The organism is Pseudomonas sp. C1C7 (assembly GCF_013359595.1).
In the GTDB taxonomy this organism is placed as follows: domain Bacteria; phylum Pseudomonadota; class Gammaproteobacteria; order Pseudomonadales; family Pseudomonadaceae; genus Aquipseudomonas.
Genome location: NZ_JABFMP010000021.1, coordinates 23,412 through 39,462, shown reverse-complemented (window position 1 = coordinate 39,462; position 16,051 = coordinate 23,412). Strand labels below are relative to the sequence as shown.

The window sequence follows — 16,051 nt, the reverse complement described above, 5'->3', positions numbered from 1 at the left end:
CCCGATGAACGCGCCCCTGCCGCCGGAACCCGGCATCCGCATCACCCTCGCCGAAATGATCGAGATGCGTCACCGCGTGCGTGAAGTGCAGCTGTTCTCGACACCGAGCCAGCGCAGCCCGCTGATCGGCCTGCACCACTCCAAGCTGCGCGGACGTGGCGTGGACTTCGATCAGGTGCGGGTCTATCAGGCCGGCGACGATGTGCGCACCATCGACTGGCGCGTCACCGCGCGGACCCAGGAACCCCACACCAAGCTGTTTCACGAAGAACGCGAGCGGCCGATCTTCATCATGGTCGAGCAGAGTCGCCGGCTGTTCTTCGGCTCGGGCCTGATGTTCAAATCGGTGCTCGCCGCCCAGGCCGCCAGCCTCATCGGCTGGGCCGCGTTGGGGCATAACGACCGGGTCGGCGGCCTGGTGTTCGGCGACAACGAGCACTACGAGATCAAGCCCCGGCGCAGCAAACAGAGCCTGCTGCAATTGCTCAACCGTCTGGTGCGGGTCAATCAGTCGCTGCACACCGAGAGCGAAGAGAACCGCGATGCGTTCGGCATTGCCCTGCGCCGTGCCCGGGAAGTCTCGCGCCCCGGCAGCCTGGTGATCGTGATCTGCGACGAGCGCGCCCTGACCGAAAGCGCCGAGCAACAGCTGAGCCTGTTGTCCCGCCATTGCGATCTGTTGCTGCTGCCGCTGTCCGACCCGCTGGACCACGCCCTGCCCGCCGCCGGCCTGCTGCGCTTTGCCGAGCGCGGCGCACAACTGGAGCTCGACACCCTGAATTTCGAACTGCGCCAGACCTACCGTGCCCAGGCTGAAACCCGCATCGCCCGCTGGGAACTGCTGGCGCAAAAGCTGCGGGTCTTGATGATGCCGCTGAGCACCCAGAGCGAAATGGTCGAGCAACTGCGTGAGTACCTGAACCCACAGAAACCGGGGAAAGGTCGATGAACGGACTGGAAAACCTGCAGCCGCTGATTTCCCCGCCGCCGATTGGTTTCTGGCCGCCGGCGCCGGGATGGTGGCTGCTGCTGTTGCTGATCCCCGTCATTGGCTTTGCCGCGTGGAAGCTGCGACGTTTCATTGCGCAGAAAAAAACCATCGTGCGCGCCGAACAGCCGCTGGACCCGGCACGCATCGCCGCCCTGGCAGAACTGGCGCTGATGCCCAAACCCTACGACGGCGCCCCAGCCGGCGCCTGGCTGCAGCAACTCAACGGCCTGCTCAAGCGCCTGTGCCGCAACCATTACCCCAACAGCCAGAGCCATACGCTAAACGGCCGCAAATGGCTGGCCTTTCTCGATAACCGCTGCCCGGCCGCCGGCCTGACCCGCTGGATGGTGCTGGTCGAAGGCGCCTACAAACCCGAATGCAAACTCGACGACAAGGCCATCGCCGGCCTGACCCAGGCGGTCGACACCTGGATTCGCAAACATGTTTGAGTTCGCCTGGCCGTGGATCTTCGCCCTGCTGCCCCTGCCGTGGCTGATGCGCATCGTGCTGCCGGTGGCCGATAGCGGCGAGCCTGCGCTCAAGGTCAGCTTCCTCAACGACCTCGAAGGCCTGGCCCGGCGCCGTGCCCGTGCCAACCTGCCGGCCTGGCGGCAACAGGCACCGTTCCTGCTGTTGTGGCTGATGCTGCTGACCGCCGCCGCGCGCCCGCAATGGCTCGGCGAACCGCTGCCGATTGCCGCCAGTGGCCGTGATCTGCTGGTCGCCGTAGACGTGTCCGGCTCCATGGACTTTCCCGACATGCAGTGGAAAGACGAGGACGTCAGCCGCCTGGCGCTGGTCCAGCATCTGCTCGGCGACTTCCTCGAAAACCGCGAGGGCGACCGGGTCGGCCTGATCCTGTTCGGCAGCCAGGCTTACCTGCAAGCGCCGCTGACCTTCGACCGCCACACCGTGCGGGTCTGGCTCGACGAAGCGCGCATCGGCATCGCCGGCAAGAACACCGCCATCGGCGACGCCATCGGCCTGGCCCTCAAACGCCTGCGACTGCGCCCCGCCCAGAGCCGGGTGCTGATCCTGGTCACCGACGGCGCCAACAATGGCGGCGAAATCGATCCACTCACCGCAGCGCGCCTGGCCGCCCGGGAAGGCGTGAAGATTTATCCGATCGGCATCGGTGCCGATCCTGAGCAAAGCGGCACCCTGGGTTTGCTCGGCATCAACCCGAGCCTGGACCTGGACGAGCCGTCCCTCAAGGCAATTGCCGAAGCCACAGGTGGCCAATACTTCCGCGCCCACGACGGCGAGGAACTGCAAGCGATCAAGGACACCCTCGACCAGCTGGAACCGGTGACCCAGCAACCGACCCAGGCTCGCCCGGCCCAGGCGCTGTACCAGTGGCCGCTGGCGATGGCGCTGATCTTGAGCATGTTGCTGGTGGCCCGCGAACTGTGGCCGGACAACCCGCTGCAACGCCTGATGACCAAGGACCTGTTTTTGCAAACGCAACTGCCTGACTGGCGCCAGCGGCTCAAACGCCTGCGCCTGCGGAGACGCCGATGAGCGCGCTCTGGCCTTTCTGGTTCCGTCCCTGGTGGCTGCTGCTGTTGCCGCTGCTGGGCTGGCTGCTGTGGCAACTCTGGCATCGGCAGAAACGCGCCGGGCGCTGGCAGATGATCCTGCCGCCGGCTTTTCATAGCGTGCTGCTCAGCGGTGGCAACGGTCGCGGCAGCAAACTGCCGTGGGTCGCGCTGGGCATGGCATGGCTGCTGACGATATTCGCGCTGCTGGGACCGAGTTGGGAGCGTGTCGAGCAGCAAGGCCAGAAACCCGCGGACCCGCTGGTGGCCATCCTCGAATTGACTCCGCAGATGCTCGCCACCGACGTCCCGCCCAATCGTCTGGAGCAGGCCCGGCGCAAGCTGCTGGACCTGCTGCAGGTTCGCAGCGATGCGCAGACCGCCATCGTCGTCTATGCCGGCAGCGCCCACACCCTGGTGCCGCTGTCGGACGACCTGTCCACCAGCCGCAACCTGCTGGACGCGCTCAAGCCATCGTTGATGCCCGAAGCCGGCCATCGCGCCGATCTGGCGGTGATCAAGGCGCTGAAACTGCTGGAGCAAGCCGCCCTGGGCGACGGCCGGATTCTGTTGATCGGCTCGTCCTTGAGCGAACTCGAACGCCAGGGCATCCGCCAGGCACTGAGCGGCAAATCCACCCAGTTGCTGATGATCGGTGTCGGCACCGCCGAAGGCACGCCGATCACCCAGGAAGACGGCAGCTTCCTCAAGGACGAACAGGGCGCGATTCTGGTGCCGCACCTGGACGAGCCCGGCCTGAAAGCTTTCGTCAACGAGCTGGACGGACGCTATCGCCACGCGCGCCTGAGCGACGCCGACCTGCGCGGTCTGGGCCTGCTCGACGGCCCGCGCAGCCTGCGTAACGACGGCCAGACCCTGCGCCTGGATACCTGGGCCGATCAGGGTTATTGGCTGCTGTTGCCGTTGTTGTTGCTCGCGGCCTGCGCCGGGCGCCGTGGCTGGCTGTTCTGCCTGCCGCTGCTGTTGGCCCTGCCGCAACCGGGTTATGCCTTCGACTTCCAGGACCTGTGGCTGCGCCCCGACCAGCGCGGTCTGCACCTGCTCAACCAGAAGCTCCCGGCCGAGGCCGCGCAGCATTTCGAAGATCATCAATGGCAAGGCGTGGCCCTCTACGAGGCCGGCGACTACAGCGCCGCCGCCCAGCGGTTCGCCGAGGGCAACGACGCCAACGCCCACTACAATCGAGGCAATGCCCTGGCCAAGAGTGGTGAGCTGGAGGCCGCGCTGGACGCCTACGAACAGGCCCTGGAAAGGCAACCGGACTTGCGCCCGGCGCTGACCAACAAGGCCCTGGTGGAAAATCTGCTCAAGCAGAAAGCCAATCCGCCCGCCAACGAACCGGAAAAACCCGAGCAGGCCGAGGCTTCCGAACAGGAACCGCCACCCGGTGCCGCCACCCAGCCGCAGGGTCCGGGGGAGCCGAAAAACGCCGAGCAGCAGGCCGGCGACGAGGACGAGCAATCCGCCACCACGCCGCCAAGGCCCGGCGCCAACGAAGTGCCGGGCAGCGAACTGGGTGACGAACAACACACCACGCCGCCCATGCGCCCGGCCAGCGACAGCATCGAGGGCGAACAGCAGCAGGCGCTGGAGCAATGGCTGCGGCAGATCCCGGATAATCCGGGGGAATTGCTCAGGCGTAAATTCTGGTACGAACAGCAACAACATCAGGATCAGGGAAAAACTCGATGACCCGCTGCACCGCTTCCACCCTCGCCCTGCTGTTTTGCGCCGTTCAGGCCCAGGCCGCCGAGCTGGTTTCCAGTGTCGATCGCACGCGCCTGAACTCCGGGGAGACGATCGAGCTGACCCTGGAATCCAACGACGTCACCCAGTTCGGCAAACCGGACCTGACGCCGCTGGAGCCCTTGTTCGAAGTGCGCGGTACTCGTCAGGTCAACCAGTTGAACACCATTGACGGCGACAACCGCGCCACCACCCGCTGGATCGTCACCCTGCTGCCCAGGCAAAACGGCAGCGTGGTCATCCCGGCGCTGAGCCTGGGCGGCGTGCAGAGCCAGCCGATCACCGTGCAAGTGGTCGAGAGTGAAGCCCAGGAAAACACCAACAAACTGGCGCCGGTGTTCATCGACGCCAGCCTCGATCAGTCCAGCGTCTACGTGCAGGCCCAAGCCATCCTGACCCTGCGCATCTACCATTCGGTGTCGCTGTACGACGACAGCAGCCTGCCGCCGTTGCAGATTCCCGATGCGCGCATCGAACAGCTGGGCGATTCGCGCACCTACGAAAAAGACATCAACGGCGTGCGCCATGGCGTGATTGAAATGCGCTATGCGATCTACCCGCAGCACAGCGGCGAATTGATCATTCCGGGACAGGTCTTCAATGCGGCGCTGGTAGACGCGCAGCCTGCGCAGGACGCCGCCACACAGTCGCCGAAGTCCGGCAAGCTGATGCGCGTCAGTTCCGCCGAACTGCTGCTCACGGTCAAGGCCAAACCCATCACCTACCCGGCCGACATGCCCTGGCTGCCGGCGCGCAGCCTGACGCTGAGCGAAACCTGGAACCCGGAGCCGGAGCATGTTCAGGTGGGCGATTCGCTGACCCGCAGCCTGACGGTGAAGGCCGAAGGCCTGGCCAGCTCGCAATTGCCGCCGCTGCCCGGTACCGAAGCCAATGGCTTGCGTCGTTATCCGGATCAGCCGGTGCTGGGTAATCAGAACAGCGATCGCGGGCTGGTCGGCAGCCGCGAAGATCGTGAGGCGCTGGTGCCGTCGCGCAGTGGCTCGATCGAGTTGCCTTCGGTGGAAGTGGTCTGGTGGAACACCTTCGAAGATCATCTGGAGCACAGCAGCCTGCCGGCCAGAAGCCTGCAGGTGGCGGCCAATCCGAGCCTGATGGTCGACACGCCGGCCGGTGTTTCCCCGGTCAATGCGGCGGCGGAAAGCGAATCCCTGTGGCGCTGGAAGCTCAGCAGCCTGATCCTGGCCTGCACCACCCTGCTGGGCTTCGGCCTGTGGTGGCGCGCGCGTTCGCAACCGGCGGTGCTGCGCGCCGTGCAAGCCGGCCCGAGCCCACGCACCGTGCTCGACGAACTCAAGCGCGCGTGCCTGGCCAACGATCCCCACGCCACCCGCCAGGCCCTCGACGCCTGGGCCCGCCAGCAACCGGAAACCCTGGCCGACATGGCCGCCCGTTTCGTGCCGTTGTCCGATGCGCTGGATGGTTTGAATGGCGCGCTGTACAGCGAAGCGGGCCAGCATTGGCAGGGTGAGGAACTGTGGCGGGTGATCCGCACCATTCCAATCGCCGAACGCACCCAGGATCCGACGGGCGACAGCGGCCTGCCGCCGCTCTACCCCAAATAAATCCCCGATCCCCTGCTACCCCGTCGGTAAGGCGAACACATACCTGTGGCGAGGGGGCTTGCCCCCTCGCCACAAAAAGCCTTCCTTCGACGGACAGTCCCGCAATCCCCGGTTTGCCAGTAAACTCTGTCCCCTTTCGCCGCGGTCATATTTCCTCGCGGCCATTACCTTATTTCCTACGGAGTTCGCCTTGCGTCTGTTCCACACCTCCGACTGGCACCTGGGGCAAAACCTGCACGGCCAGGATCGCGATTTCGAGCACGGCTGTTTTCTCGAGTGGCTGCTGCGCCAACTCAAACTGGATCAGCCGGATGTACTGCTGATCGCCGGCGACATCTTCGACACGGTCAACCCGCCGGTCAAAGCCCAGGAGCGCCTCTACGACTTCATCGTCAGCGCCCATGAACAACAGCCGAAGCTGACCATCGTGATGATCGCCGGCAACCACGATTCCGGTTCTCGCATCGAACTGCCGGCTCCCTTGATGCGCCGCCTGCGCACCCATGCACTGGGTCGGGTGCTGTGGCTGGACGACGGCCAGCTCGACGCCGAGCGTCTGCTGCTGCCGCTGCCGGACGCCAAGGGCAAGACCGTCGCCTGGTGCCTGGCGCTGCCCTTCCTGCGTCCGGCCGAAGTGACCGGCCCGCACCTGGGCGACGACTACCTGCGCGGGATCGGCCAGGTTCACGAGTGGCTGATCGAAGCCGCCAACGCCAAGCGCAAGAAAGGCCAGGCGCTGGTCGCCATCAGCCACGCCCACATGGCCGGCGGTTCGGTGTCGGAAGACTCCGAGCGCAGCCTGATCATCGGCAATGCCGAAGCCCTGCCCGCCAGCCTGTTCGGGCCGAGCATCAGCTACGTCGCCCTCGGTCACCTGCACAAGCCGCAGAAGGTCAACGGCGAAGAGCGGATTCGCTACAGCGGTTCGCCCATTCCCCTGTCGTTCTCGGAAATCGCCTACCAGCACCAGATTCTCGACATCACCCTCGAGGGTGAAAAGCTGGTCAGTGTCGTGCCAAAACTCATCCCCCGATCGGTGAACCTGCAACGCCTGGGCCCTGCGCCGCTGGCGGAGATCCTGCTGCAACTGGCCGACCTGCCGATCATCGACCTGCTCGCCGACTATCAACGTCAGCCGTGGCTGGAGGTGCGGGTGCGCCTCGACGAACCGCAGCCGGATTTGCGCCAGCAAGTGGAAACGGCGCTGGAAGGCAAGGCCGTGCGCCTGGTGCGCATTGCCGCGGAATACGCCGGCAGCGGCCGCCGTGACGGTGCCGACGACGGTGACGCGCTGATCGAACTCGACCAGCTCACCCCCCAGGAACTGTTCAGCCGCGCCTGGCTGGACAACTACGGCAGCGAGGTCGACGAGCAGACCCTCAAGGACTTTGCCGAGCTGCTGCAAGACGTGCAGATGGAGAGCGAACAGCCATGAAAATCCTCGCCATTCGCCTGAAAAACCTCGCCTCCCTGGCCGGCCCTTTCGAAATCGATTTCACCGCCGAACCGCTGGCCAGCGCCGGTTTGTTCGCCATCACCGGGCCCACTGGCGCGGGCAAAAGCACCCTGCTCGACGCCTTGTGCCTGGCGCTGTTCGGCACCGTGCCACGCCTGAAGAGCGTGCAGGGATCGGCGAAATCGCCAGACGTAGACGGTGACATCAACACCGACGACCCGCGCACGCTGCTGCGCCGCGGCACCGGCGACGGTTTTGCCGAAGTGGATTTTGTCGGCATCGACGGCCGCCGCTATCGCGCGCGCTGGGAAGCCAACCGCGCCCGGGACAAGGCCGCCGGCCGCTTGCAGGCCAGTCGCCAGAGCTTGCGCGACATCGACCAGGATCAACTGCTGGCCAGTCAGAAGACCGAATTCAAGACCCGCATCGAAGCAGTCCTGGGCCTGAACTTCGAACAGTTCACCCGCGCCGTGCTGCTGGCGCAGAGCGAATTCAGCGCCTTCCTCAAGGCCGACGACAACGACCGCAGCGAGCTGCTGGAAAAGCTCACCGACACCGCGCTCTATACCCGTCTGGGCCGTCGCGCCTTCGACAAGACCAAGGAAGCCCGCGAAGCCCACAAGCTGCTGCAGGATCAGGCCAGCGGCGTCACGCCCCTGGCGCCGGAAGCCCGGGCGGAGCTGGATGAGCGCTTCAGCAGTGCACAACAGCAGCTCAAGGTACAGCAGGCGCAACTCAAACAGCTCGAATTGCAGAACACCTGGCTCAAGGCCCTGCGGGAACTGCAGGACGCGCAACACAGCGCCAGCGAGCAACTGCAATCGGCCCAGAACCACTGGCAAGGCCTGGGCGGCGAACGCCTGAAGCTGACCCGCCTGGAACAACTGGCGCCGCAACGGCACCAGTTCGCCCGCAAGGCGCAGATCGATGCGCTGCTGACCCCGTTGGCGGCACAGATCGCCCAACAGACCTTGCAGCATGGCGAACTCGCCGAACGTCAGACGCAACTCGAGCAACAGCTGGGCGCCAGCCGAACCGCACTCAGTGAAGCGCAGCAACGGCAAACCGACAGCGCGCCCTTGCTGCGTCAGGCCTTCGATACGCAAAGCACCCTCGCCCGCCTCGCCAAGGACACCGCGCAGAGCGCCGGAACCAGGCAAACAGCCGAGCAGGCCAGCAACGAGGGCAAGAGCACCATTCAAACCTTGCAGGAACGGCAAACCCAGGTCGCCGAACACCTGCAGCGCATCGCCGTGGAACTGGAACAAAGCGCCCATCTGGCGCCCCTGAGCGATGCCTGGAGCGCCTACCGCGATCGCCTGCAACAGCTGATGCTGACTGGCAATCGCCTGAATCAGGGCCAGGCGGAACTGGCCAGCCTGGAACAGAATGCCGCCACCGCCGCACAAGCCCTCACCGCGCAAAAGCAGCAGCTGGAAGTGCTGTTCAAGGAAGCCGATGCCGAGCCGGACGCCGTCGCCGAGCAGATCGGCATTCTCGGCACCCTGCTGCAGGACAATCGCAAACAACTGCGGGCCATCGAAGACCTGACTCGCCTGTGGGCCAGCCAGCAGGAACTGGACAAGCGCGATGCCGAGCTGCAACAGCGCCAGCTCACCGCGCAACAGGAACGCGAGCGCCTGACCCAGGACGGGGTCAAGACCAAGAACGAACTGAGCGTCGCCGAGCAAACCCTCAACGTCACCCGCGAGCTGCTGGAGCGCCAGCGTCTGGCCCGCAGTGCCAGTGTCGAGGAGTTGCGCGCGCAGTTGCAGGACGATCAGCCGTGCCCTGTCTGCGGCAGCAGCGAGCATCCCTATCATCAGCCCGAAGCGCTGCTGCAAAGCCTCGGTCGCTTCGATGAAAGCGAACAGGCCAACGCGCAGAAAGTCGTCGACCTGCTCAAGGAAAAGCTCCTGGAATTGCGCGCCGAAGTCGGTGGCGTGATTGCCCAGCAAAAGGAACTGCTGCAACAGCAGGACCAGTTGGCGAGTCAGCGTCAGGCCCTGACCCCGAGCCTTGAAGCTCATCCGTTGAGCGCATCGCTAATGGATCAGGACGCCGCTCAGCGCGATACCTGGCTGGCCCGGCAAAACAGCCAGCTGAACCAGAGCATCACTCAGGATGAGCAGCGGCAATCCGCCCTGCTCACCCTGCAACAGGACGCCGCGCGCCTGACCCAGCAACTGCGCCAGGCGGAGTCCGCGCATCAGCAGGCAGCGCAACAGCTGGACAATCAACAGCGTGAGCTGCGCAACGACCGCCAGCGCCTGGACGAAGAACTCAACGCCTTCGCCAGCCTGTTGCCGGACGAAACCCTGCAAGCGCTACGCAGCGAACCGGCCGCGACCTTCCTGCAACTCGACCGGCAGATCAGCGAGCGTCTGGCGCAGCTCGAACAGCAGAAAGAAGAACTGGCCGAGCAACAACAGCGTCAGCAAACCCTGGACAAGGAACAGGACCGTCAACTGGCCCGGGTGCAGCAGCTGCAAGCCGCCGAGCAGCAGTTCACTGCACTGGCCGAACAGCAACAGGCAAGCCAGCAGACCCTCGGCCAATTGCTCGGCGAACACGCCAGCGCCGAGCAATGGCAGCAGCAACTGGAACGGGACGTCGACAGCGCCCGCAACGCCGAGAGCACCACCGCGCAGTCCTTGCAGGACGTCGTCACGCAGCGGGTGCAAATCAGCGCCGAACTCAAGGCCCAACAGGAGCGCCAGCAGGCGTTGGAAGGCGAAGCGGGCGAGCTCGCCGGCAAGATCGCCGACTGGCGCGCCGGTCATCCGGAGCTGGATGACGGTGGTCTCGAAGATTTGCTGCACGTCAATGACGCTCAGGTCAGCGAACTGCGCCAGCGCTTGCAGAACAGTGAAAAAGCCATCGAACAGGCCAGCGTGCTGGTGCAGGAACGCGACAAGCGTTTGCAGGAGCACCAGGCGCAGCACAACGGCAACCTCGACGCCGAACAACTCGCGACCGCCCTCATCGACCTGCAACAACAATGCGTTGTCAGCGAACAGGCCTGCGCCGAGCTGCGTGCCGAACAGGCCGAGGATCAGCGCCGGCGGAACGCCAACCAGGCCCTGGCGCAGCAGATCGCCGAAGCCTATGCCGAGTACCAACGCTGGGCGCGCCTGAATGCCTTGATCGGCTCGGCCACCGGCGACACCTTCCGCAAGATCGCCCAGGCCTACAACCTCGACTTGCTGGTGCATCACGCCAACGTGCAGTTGCGCCAGCTGGTGCGCCGCTATCGCCTTAAGCGCGGCGGCAGCATGCTCGGGCTGCTGGTGATGGACACCGAGATGGGCGACGAACTGCGTTCGGTGCATTCGTTGTCCGGCGGCGAGACTTTCCTGGTGTCGTTGGCCCTGGCTTTGGGCCTGGCGTCGATGGCGTCGAGCACGCTGAAAATCGAATCGCTGTTCATCGACGAAGGCTTCGGCAGCCTCGACCCCGAATCCCTGCAACTGGCCATGGACGCCCTCGACGGCTTGCAGGCTCAGGGGCGCAAGGTCGCGGTGATCTCCCACGTACAGGAAATGCATGAGCGGATTCCGGTGCAGATTCAGGTGCAACGCCAGGGCAACGGCCTGAGCACCCTGGAGGTGAAATGATCACCCTCTATTCCTTCCGCCGCTGCCCTTACGCCATGCGGGCGCGCATGGCCTTGCGTTATTCGGGCATCGCCCTGGACATCGTCGAAGTCAGCCTCAAGGCCAAGCCCGCCGAAATGCTGGCGCTGTCGAGCAAGGGCACCGTTCCGGTGCTCAGCGTCGACGGCCGGGTGATCGATGAAAGCCTGGAAATCATGCGCTGGGCTTTGGCGCAGAACGATCCGCAGGACTGGTTGCTCAAGGCTGATCCTGACAACGGGGGTCGCATCTGGGCACTGATCGAAGAAAACGATCAGACATTCAAGGTGCATCTAAATCGCTACAAGTACGCCGAGCGTTATCCCGAGCAACCGATGGAGGCTTATCGGGCCGAGGGTGAGCTGTGGTTGCGCAAGCTGGATGAGTTGCTGGCGGATCGCGAGTATCTGCTGGCCGACCATCCAAGTCTGGCGGATGTGGCGTTGATGCCGTTCGTACGGCAATTCGCCCATGTCGATCGCGAGTGGTTTGCGCAGACGCCTTATCAGCGATTACAGCAATGGCTGGAGCGGTTCCTGACGTCAGACCTGTTCACGTCCATCATGAAGAAATAACCACGATCCCCTGTAGGAGCTGCCGCAGGGGACATTTGTCTACGCCAGGATTTCGCACATCCCCACCACCGAGCAATCGATGGTGAACGGTCCGAAAAACCCGCTATCGGATTTGCTCGGCGGGTTGCCGGCCAGCATGCCCATGGCCTTGGCTGTCTCGATGTTGCGCGCCATGTTGTGATTGGCTTCCATGGCTCGCGCTACCCCACCTATCGAGCCCTGCCCGATTCCCAGCAGGGAAAATCCGTTAGTGATGAATGCCAGGAAGGCGATGATCAAGAGCTTGCAACGATTCATGCTCCGCCAACCCCCGAGAAGTCAGCCTGATCTGCCACGGCCTGATTGGCGCGGTGTTCAAACTGGATGCCGGGATGGGCGACCTGGATCGGTGGCTCGAAGGTTTGCTGCGATTGCGGCGAAAGGCTGATAACCAGCACCATGACCAGGTAAAGACCGATGGCCACATAGGCGCCGTGTTTGGCAGAAGTGATGATTGCGCTGGCCATGGTGAACTCCGTGGGCATGTTTCAGAGTCCACAGAATCGGTCAAAAAAGCACCTATCACCAACAACGGCTGTCTATAGCGAATATCACCGGCGTTGATCATTAAACGAGACTATCTCAGTCATCGATAAAGCTCATCAAGCGCTCGAAGGCAGCCTCGGGCTCCCCGGAAATGGGGGCGGCAGCGGAAAGAATCGGGGTGGAATAGAGAAACAGCAGCACCACGGCCAGACGCATTGCCATATTGTCAATCCTTGTCCAGAGAAGGAGTCAATAAACCCGCGTCAAATTTAAACGGGCGGCAAGGTGATATCAAGCGATACCTTAATGGCCATTTAATACTGTCGGAAATGAGCTATGCAGGAGCGACATCACTTTAGGCTTTCCAGGGGTCGGGTCCCTGTCGGCAAGTGACTTCGCTCCTGCATATCAGGTGCAGGAAGGCAATTTCAGTGCTGGGCTTTGTGGTCCAGTGCGGCGTAGAAGTTGGCGCTCTGTTGCAGGTATTTCTGGGTGTAGCTCTGGGTGTGGGATTTCTTGTCGCTGACTTCGACGTTGGCGCTGGCAGGCAGGGCAACGGAAGCCGAGATGGCGGAAGCGGCGATTACGGAGAAGAGATTGAAATTCATGGGGTATTCCTCGAAGTCAGTTGGCTTGCTTGCCCGGTTGGGCCGTGAAGCAAACTTACGCCTCGTGGAACGAAGCCTTGAAATGCTTTGTAGCATTACTAAATATCAGCCTTATTGATAGAAAGCTGCAGGCCCCATAAACCGAGGCCTGCGGTCTATTGTCGCAGCAGGAATTTCAGATCGCTCGGGGCATCCATCGGCAATTTCTGCACGGTTTTGCCCAGTAGACCGGACTTCACGTCACGCTCGATGACGACGATCGCGTTGCTTTTCTGATTGGCGATCAACAGGAACTTGCCCGTGGGATCGAGGCTGAATTCCCGCGGATGATCCCCCTCCACCGCTCGCCGTTGCAGCTCCCTGAGATGCCCGGTTGCCGGGTCGATGGCGAAAACCAGCAGCTGATTGGCGGTGCCACGGTTGCTGACATAGAGGAATTTGCCATCCTTCGAAGCGTGCAGCGCGGCAGCGGCCTTGTCCGACACCGGTTGACCGGCCGCCAGATCGACCATTTGCGTCTGTTCAAGCGTGCCGTCGCGATAGTCGAACACCGCCACCTGTGCGCTCATTTCCATGGTCAGCCAGGCATGCTTGCCATCGGCGCTGAACAACAGATGCCGGGGACCGCTGCCGGGTGGCAGCTGCACGAAGGCCGGGGTCGCCGGGGTCAATGGCAGGTCGGGATTGGCCTTGGGGTCAAAACGGTAGACGAACACCCTGTCCGCCCCCAGGTCGTTGGAAAACACATAGCGGCCGTCCGGCGACGGGATCGTCGAGTGCACGTGGGCCGACATCTGCCGCTCGGGAGTGACCCGGCTGGCCGGATGACTGCTCATCTGCACCACTGGCTTGAGCGCGCCATCGGCACCGACCGGCAACACCGCCAGGGTGCCGCCCGGATCTTCGGCCACCGAGTAGTTGCTGACGAACAGATGGCCGGCATCAAGGCTGAGGCTGGAATGGGTCGGCTCGTTGCCCAGGCTCTGCACCTGATTGATCAGGCGCAGTTCATGGCTCTTGGGGTCGATGGCGTAACTGCTGACCCGTCCTACCGGATCTTCCTGGCCAGGGCCGTTTTCGTTGACCACGTATAGGCGTCGCTGATCCTTTGACAGGGTCAGCCAGGACGGGTTTTCGCTTTTGATCACTTGCAGCGGTTTGGGGCTGATCTGCCCGGTGGCGCTGTCGAAACTCAGGCGATAAATGCCCTGGCTTTGCCCGGCGGTGTAGGTACCGACGAGCAATGGCCAGTCTTCGGCGGCTGCGGCCTGTATCCCCATCGCGCCGATGCTGCCGGCGATCAACAGGGGCCAGAGCTTAGGCATCCGCGTCATCGTCTTCGTTGTCACCGCTGAAGACGTCGCCGATGCACACCAGACGATGCTCACCGTCGCTGCCCTTGATCAGCCAGCTTTGCAGGGATTGATCGAAAGTGGCGGCCTGGATCTGCGCCGGGGTGAATTCCCAGTGCAGTGCATTGCGGCCATCGATGCATTCGATGTGCAGGTTGTCGTCTTCATCGAGGGCGAATTCGAAGGCATGCAGCCCATCGATTTCCACCATACCGCAGTGTTCGAGGGCGTGGAGCAAGGTGTCGGTTACAGCAGTCATGGCAGTCGATCTTTGGAGGGGAAAGACGCAATGATAGCTCAATGTGGATTGCAATCCGCGTGCGCGACTGCATTCCCTGTGGGAGCGAGGCTTGCCCGCGAAGACGGTGTACCGGTCAACATCCATGTTGAATGTACCGGCCTCTTCGCGGGCAAGCCTCGCTCCTGCAGGGGGATTGCGGTTAGAGGGCGTCGCGCGAGGGCTTGCCGTCCACCAGGCGCTGGATGCGCAGCGGGTTGGCGTTTTTCAGCGCGTCCGGCAACAGGTTGTCGGGGTAGTTCTGGAAACACACCGGGCGCAGGAAGCGGTCGATGGCCAGGGTGCCGACCGAAGTACCGCGCGCATCGGAGGTCGCCGGGTACGGACCGCCATGGACCATCGAATCGCAGACCTCGACCCCGGTCGGGTAACCATTGAGCAGGATCCGCCCGACCTTCTGTTCCAGCAACGCCGTCAGCTCGCCGAACTGCTCGAAATCAGCCGGTTCGCCAATGATCGTCGCGGTCAATTGACCGTGCAGGCCATTCAACGCGGCGCTCAGTTGCGCCTGATCCGCCACTTCCACCACCACCGTGGCCGGACCGAACACTTCCTCCTGCAGCACCTCGTCGCCGTCGATCAACAGGCTGACATCGGCCTTGAACAATTGCGGTTGCGCCTGGCGCCCTTGCTGCGACTGGCCAGCCAGATGCTCGATACCTGGATGATCCAGCAACTTCTGCAAGCCCTTGCCATAGCTGCTCAAGGTGCCGGCGTTGAGCATGGTTTGCGCCGGCTGATCGGCCATCATGTCCGCCAATTGCGCAAGGAACGCGCTGAACTGCGGCGAACGAATGCCGATCACCAGTCCAGGGTTGGTGCAGAACTGGCCGCAGCCCTGAACCACCGAAGCCGACAGGCCACGGGCGATGGTTTCCGTGCGTTCCTGCAACGCCTGGGGCAGCACGATCACCGGGTTGATGCTCGACATTTCGGCAAACACCGGGATCGGTTGCGCACGAGCCGCGGCCATGTCGCACAGTGCACGGCCGCCCTTGAGCGAACCGGTGAAACCCACGGCCTGAATCGCCGGATGCTTGACCAGCAACTCGCCAACCCCGCCGCCGTAGATCATGTTGAACACACCGGCGGGCATCGAAGTTTTTTCCGCCGCGCGAATGATCGCATCGGCCACCTGCTCGGCCGTGGCCATGTGGCCGCTGTGGGCCTTGAACACCACCGGGCAACCGGCCGCCAGAGCGGCAGCGGTGTCGCCGCCGGCGGTGGAAAATGCCAGGGGAAAATTGCTCGCGCCGAACACCGCCACCGGGCCGAGGCCGATGCGGTACTGACGCAGATCCGGACGCGGCAGCGGCTGACGCTCGGGCAAGGCGCGGTCGATGCGCGCGCCGTAGAAATCGCCACGGCGCAGGACGCTGGCGAACAGACGCATCTGGCCGCTGGTGCGCCCGCGCTCACCGATGATCCGCGCCGCCGGCAAGGCGGTTTCTCGGCACACCATGCTCACAAAGTCATCGCCCAGCGCATCGAGTTCACTGGCGATCGCGTCCAAAAACTGCGCCCGGCGTTCGGCGCTCAAGGCCCGATAGGCCGGGTACGCGGCGGCTGCAGCCTTGGCGGCGGCATCGACCTCTTCGGCCGTGGCTTGAATGAAATCATGGGGCAGCGCTTCGCCCGTCTCGGCATCGCTGCTTTGCAGCTTGACGTTGCCCAGGCCGCTGCGCTGGCCGCCGATGTAGTTGTGACCAAGAATCAGGGTCAT

15 protein-coding genes are annotated in these 16,051 nt (G+C 63.7%); 8 read left to right on the top strand and 7 right to left on the bottom strand.

What is annotated here, in order from left to right:
- Positions 1–4 precede the first annotated feature (4 nt).
- From HNO86_RS17940 to HNO86_RS17905, 8 genes are all read left to right on the top strand, one after another.
- Positions 5–949 carry a DUF58 domain-containing protein gene (locus tag HNO86_RS17940; protein WP_175378271.1) on the top strand — a complete coding sequence of 315 codons (945 nt, stop codon included), beginning with the start codon at positions 5–7 and terminating at the stop codon, positions 947–949.
- The gene (locus HNO86_RS17935; protein ID WP_175378270.1) at positions 946–1,440 is read left to right on the top strand and encodes a DUF4381 domain-containing protein; all 495 of its coding nucleotides are present in this window, start codon (positions 946–948) and stop codon (positions 1,438–1,440) included. Before HNO86_RS17940 ends, HNO86_RS17935 begins: the two co-directional genes overlap by 4 nt.
- The gene (locus HNO86_RS17930; protein WP_175378269.1) at positions 1,433–2,512 is read left to right on the top strand and encodes a VWA domain-containing protein; all 1,080 of its coding nucleotides are present in this window, start codon (positions 1,433–1,435) and stop codon (positions 2,510–2,512) included. The genes HNO86_RS17935 and HNO86_RS17930 overlap by 8 nt, the downstream gene beginning before the upstream one ends.
- Positions 2,509–4,242: a tetratricopeptide repeat protein gene (locus HNO86_RS17925; RefSeq protein ID WP_175378268.1), complete on the top strand. Its 1,734-nt coding sequence runs from the start codon at positions 2,509–2,511 to the stop codon at positions 4,240–4,242. Before HNO86_RS17930 ends, HNO86_RS17925 begins: the two co-directional genes overlap by 4 nt.
- Positions 4,239–5,879 carry a BatD family protein gene (locus HNO86_RS17920; RefSeq protein WP_175378267.1) on the top strand — a complete coding sequence of 547 codons (1,641 nt, stop codon included), beginning with the start codon at positions 4,239–4,241 and terminating at the stop codon, positions 5,877–5,879. Before HNO86_RS17925 ends, HNO86_RS17920 begins: the two co-directional genes overlap by 4 nt.
- Before the next feature lie 190 nt (positions 5,880–6,069).
- Complete coding sequence (locus HNO86_RS17915; protein ID WP_175378266.1) at positions 6,070–7,314, top strand: exonuclease SbcCD subunit D C-terminal domain-containing protein; 1,245 nt, start codon at positions 6,070–6,072, stop codon at positions 7,312–7,314.
- The gene (locus tag HNO86_RS17910; RefSeq protein WP_175378265.1) at positions 7,311–10,952 is read left to right on the top strand and encodes an AAA family ATPase; all 3,642 of its coding nucleotides are present in this window, start codon (positions 7,311–7,313) and stop codon (positions 10,950–10,952) included. The genes HNO86_RS17915 and HNO86_RS17910 overlap by 4 nt, the downstream gene beginning before the upstream one ends.
- Positions 10,949–11,545, top strand: a complete 597-nt coding sequence (locus tag HNO86_RS17905) for a glutathione S-transferase (protein ID WP_175378264.1) — start codon at positions 10,949–10,951, stop codon at positions 11,543–11,545. Before HNO86_RS17910 ends, HNO86_RS17905 begins: the two co-directional genes overlap by 4 nt.
- Positions 11,546–11,584: 39 nt before the next feature.
- On the opposite strand, the gene HNO86_RS17900 is transcribed toward HNO86_RS17905, so the two are convergent.
- From HNO86_RS17900 to HNO86_RS17875, 7 genes are all read right to left on the bottom strand, one after another.
- Positions 11,585–11,842, bottom strand: a complete 258-nt coding sequence (locus tag HNO86_RS17900) for a hypothetical protein (protein ID WP_175378263.1) — start codon at positions 11,840–11,842, stop codon at positions 11,585–11,587.
- Positions 11,839–12,051 (bottom strand): hypothetical protein, encoded by a 213-nt coding sequence (locus HNO86_RS17895; protein ID WP_175378318.1) that lies wholly within the window; start codon positions 12,049–12,051, stop codon positions 11,839–11,841. Before HNO86_RS17895 ends, HNO86_RS17900 begins: the two co-directional genes overlap by 4 nt.
- Before the next feature lie 115 nt (positions 12,052–12,166).
- On the bottom strand, positions 12,167–12,292 hold the full coding sequence (locus HNO86_RS30290) for a hypothetical protein (protein WP_256672677.1): 126 nt from the start codon (positions 12,290–12,292) through the stop codon (positions 12,167–12,169).
- Between the two features lie 206 nt (positions 12,293–12,498).
- On the bottom strand, positions 12,499–12,678 hold the full coding sequence (locus tag HNO86_RS17890; RefSeq protein ID WP_175378262.1) for a hypothetical protein: 180 nt from the start codon (positions 12,676–12,678) through the stop codon (positions 12,499–12,501).
- 155 nt (positions 12,679–12,833) lie between these two features.
- Positions 12,834–14,003, bottom strand: coding sequence for a lactonase family protein (locus HNO86_RS17885; protein ID WP_175378261.1), 1,170 nt, complete (start codon positions 14,001–14,003; stop codon positions 12,834–12,836).
- On the bottom strand, positions 13,996–14,289 hold the full coding sequence (locus HNO86_RS17880) for a DUF5629 family protein (protein WP_175378260.1): 294 nt from the start codon (positions 14,287–14,289) through the stop codon (positions 13,996–13,998). The genes HNO86_RS17885 and HNO86_RS17880 overlap by 8 nt, the downstream gene beginning before the upstream one ends.
- A gap of 181 nt (positions 14,290–14,470) precedes the next feature.
- Positions 14,471–16,051: an aldehyde dehydrogenase (NADP(+)) gene (locus HNO86_RS17875; RefSeq protein ID WP_175378259.1), complete on the bottom strand. Its 1,581-nt coding sequence runs from the start codon at positions 16,049–16,051 to the stop codon at positions 14,471–14,473.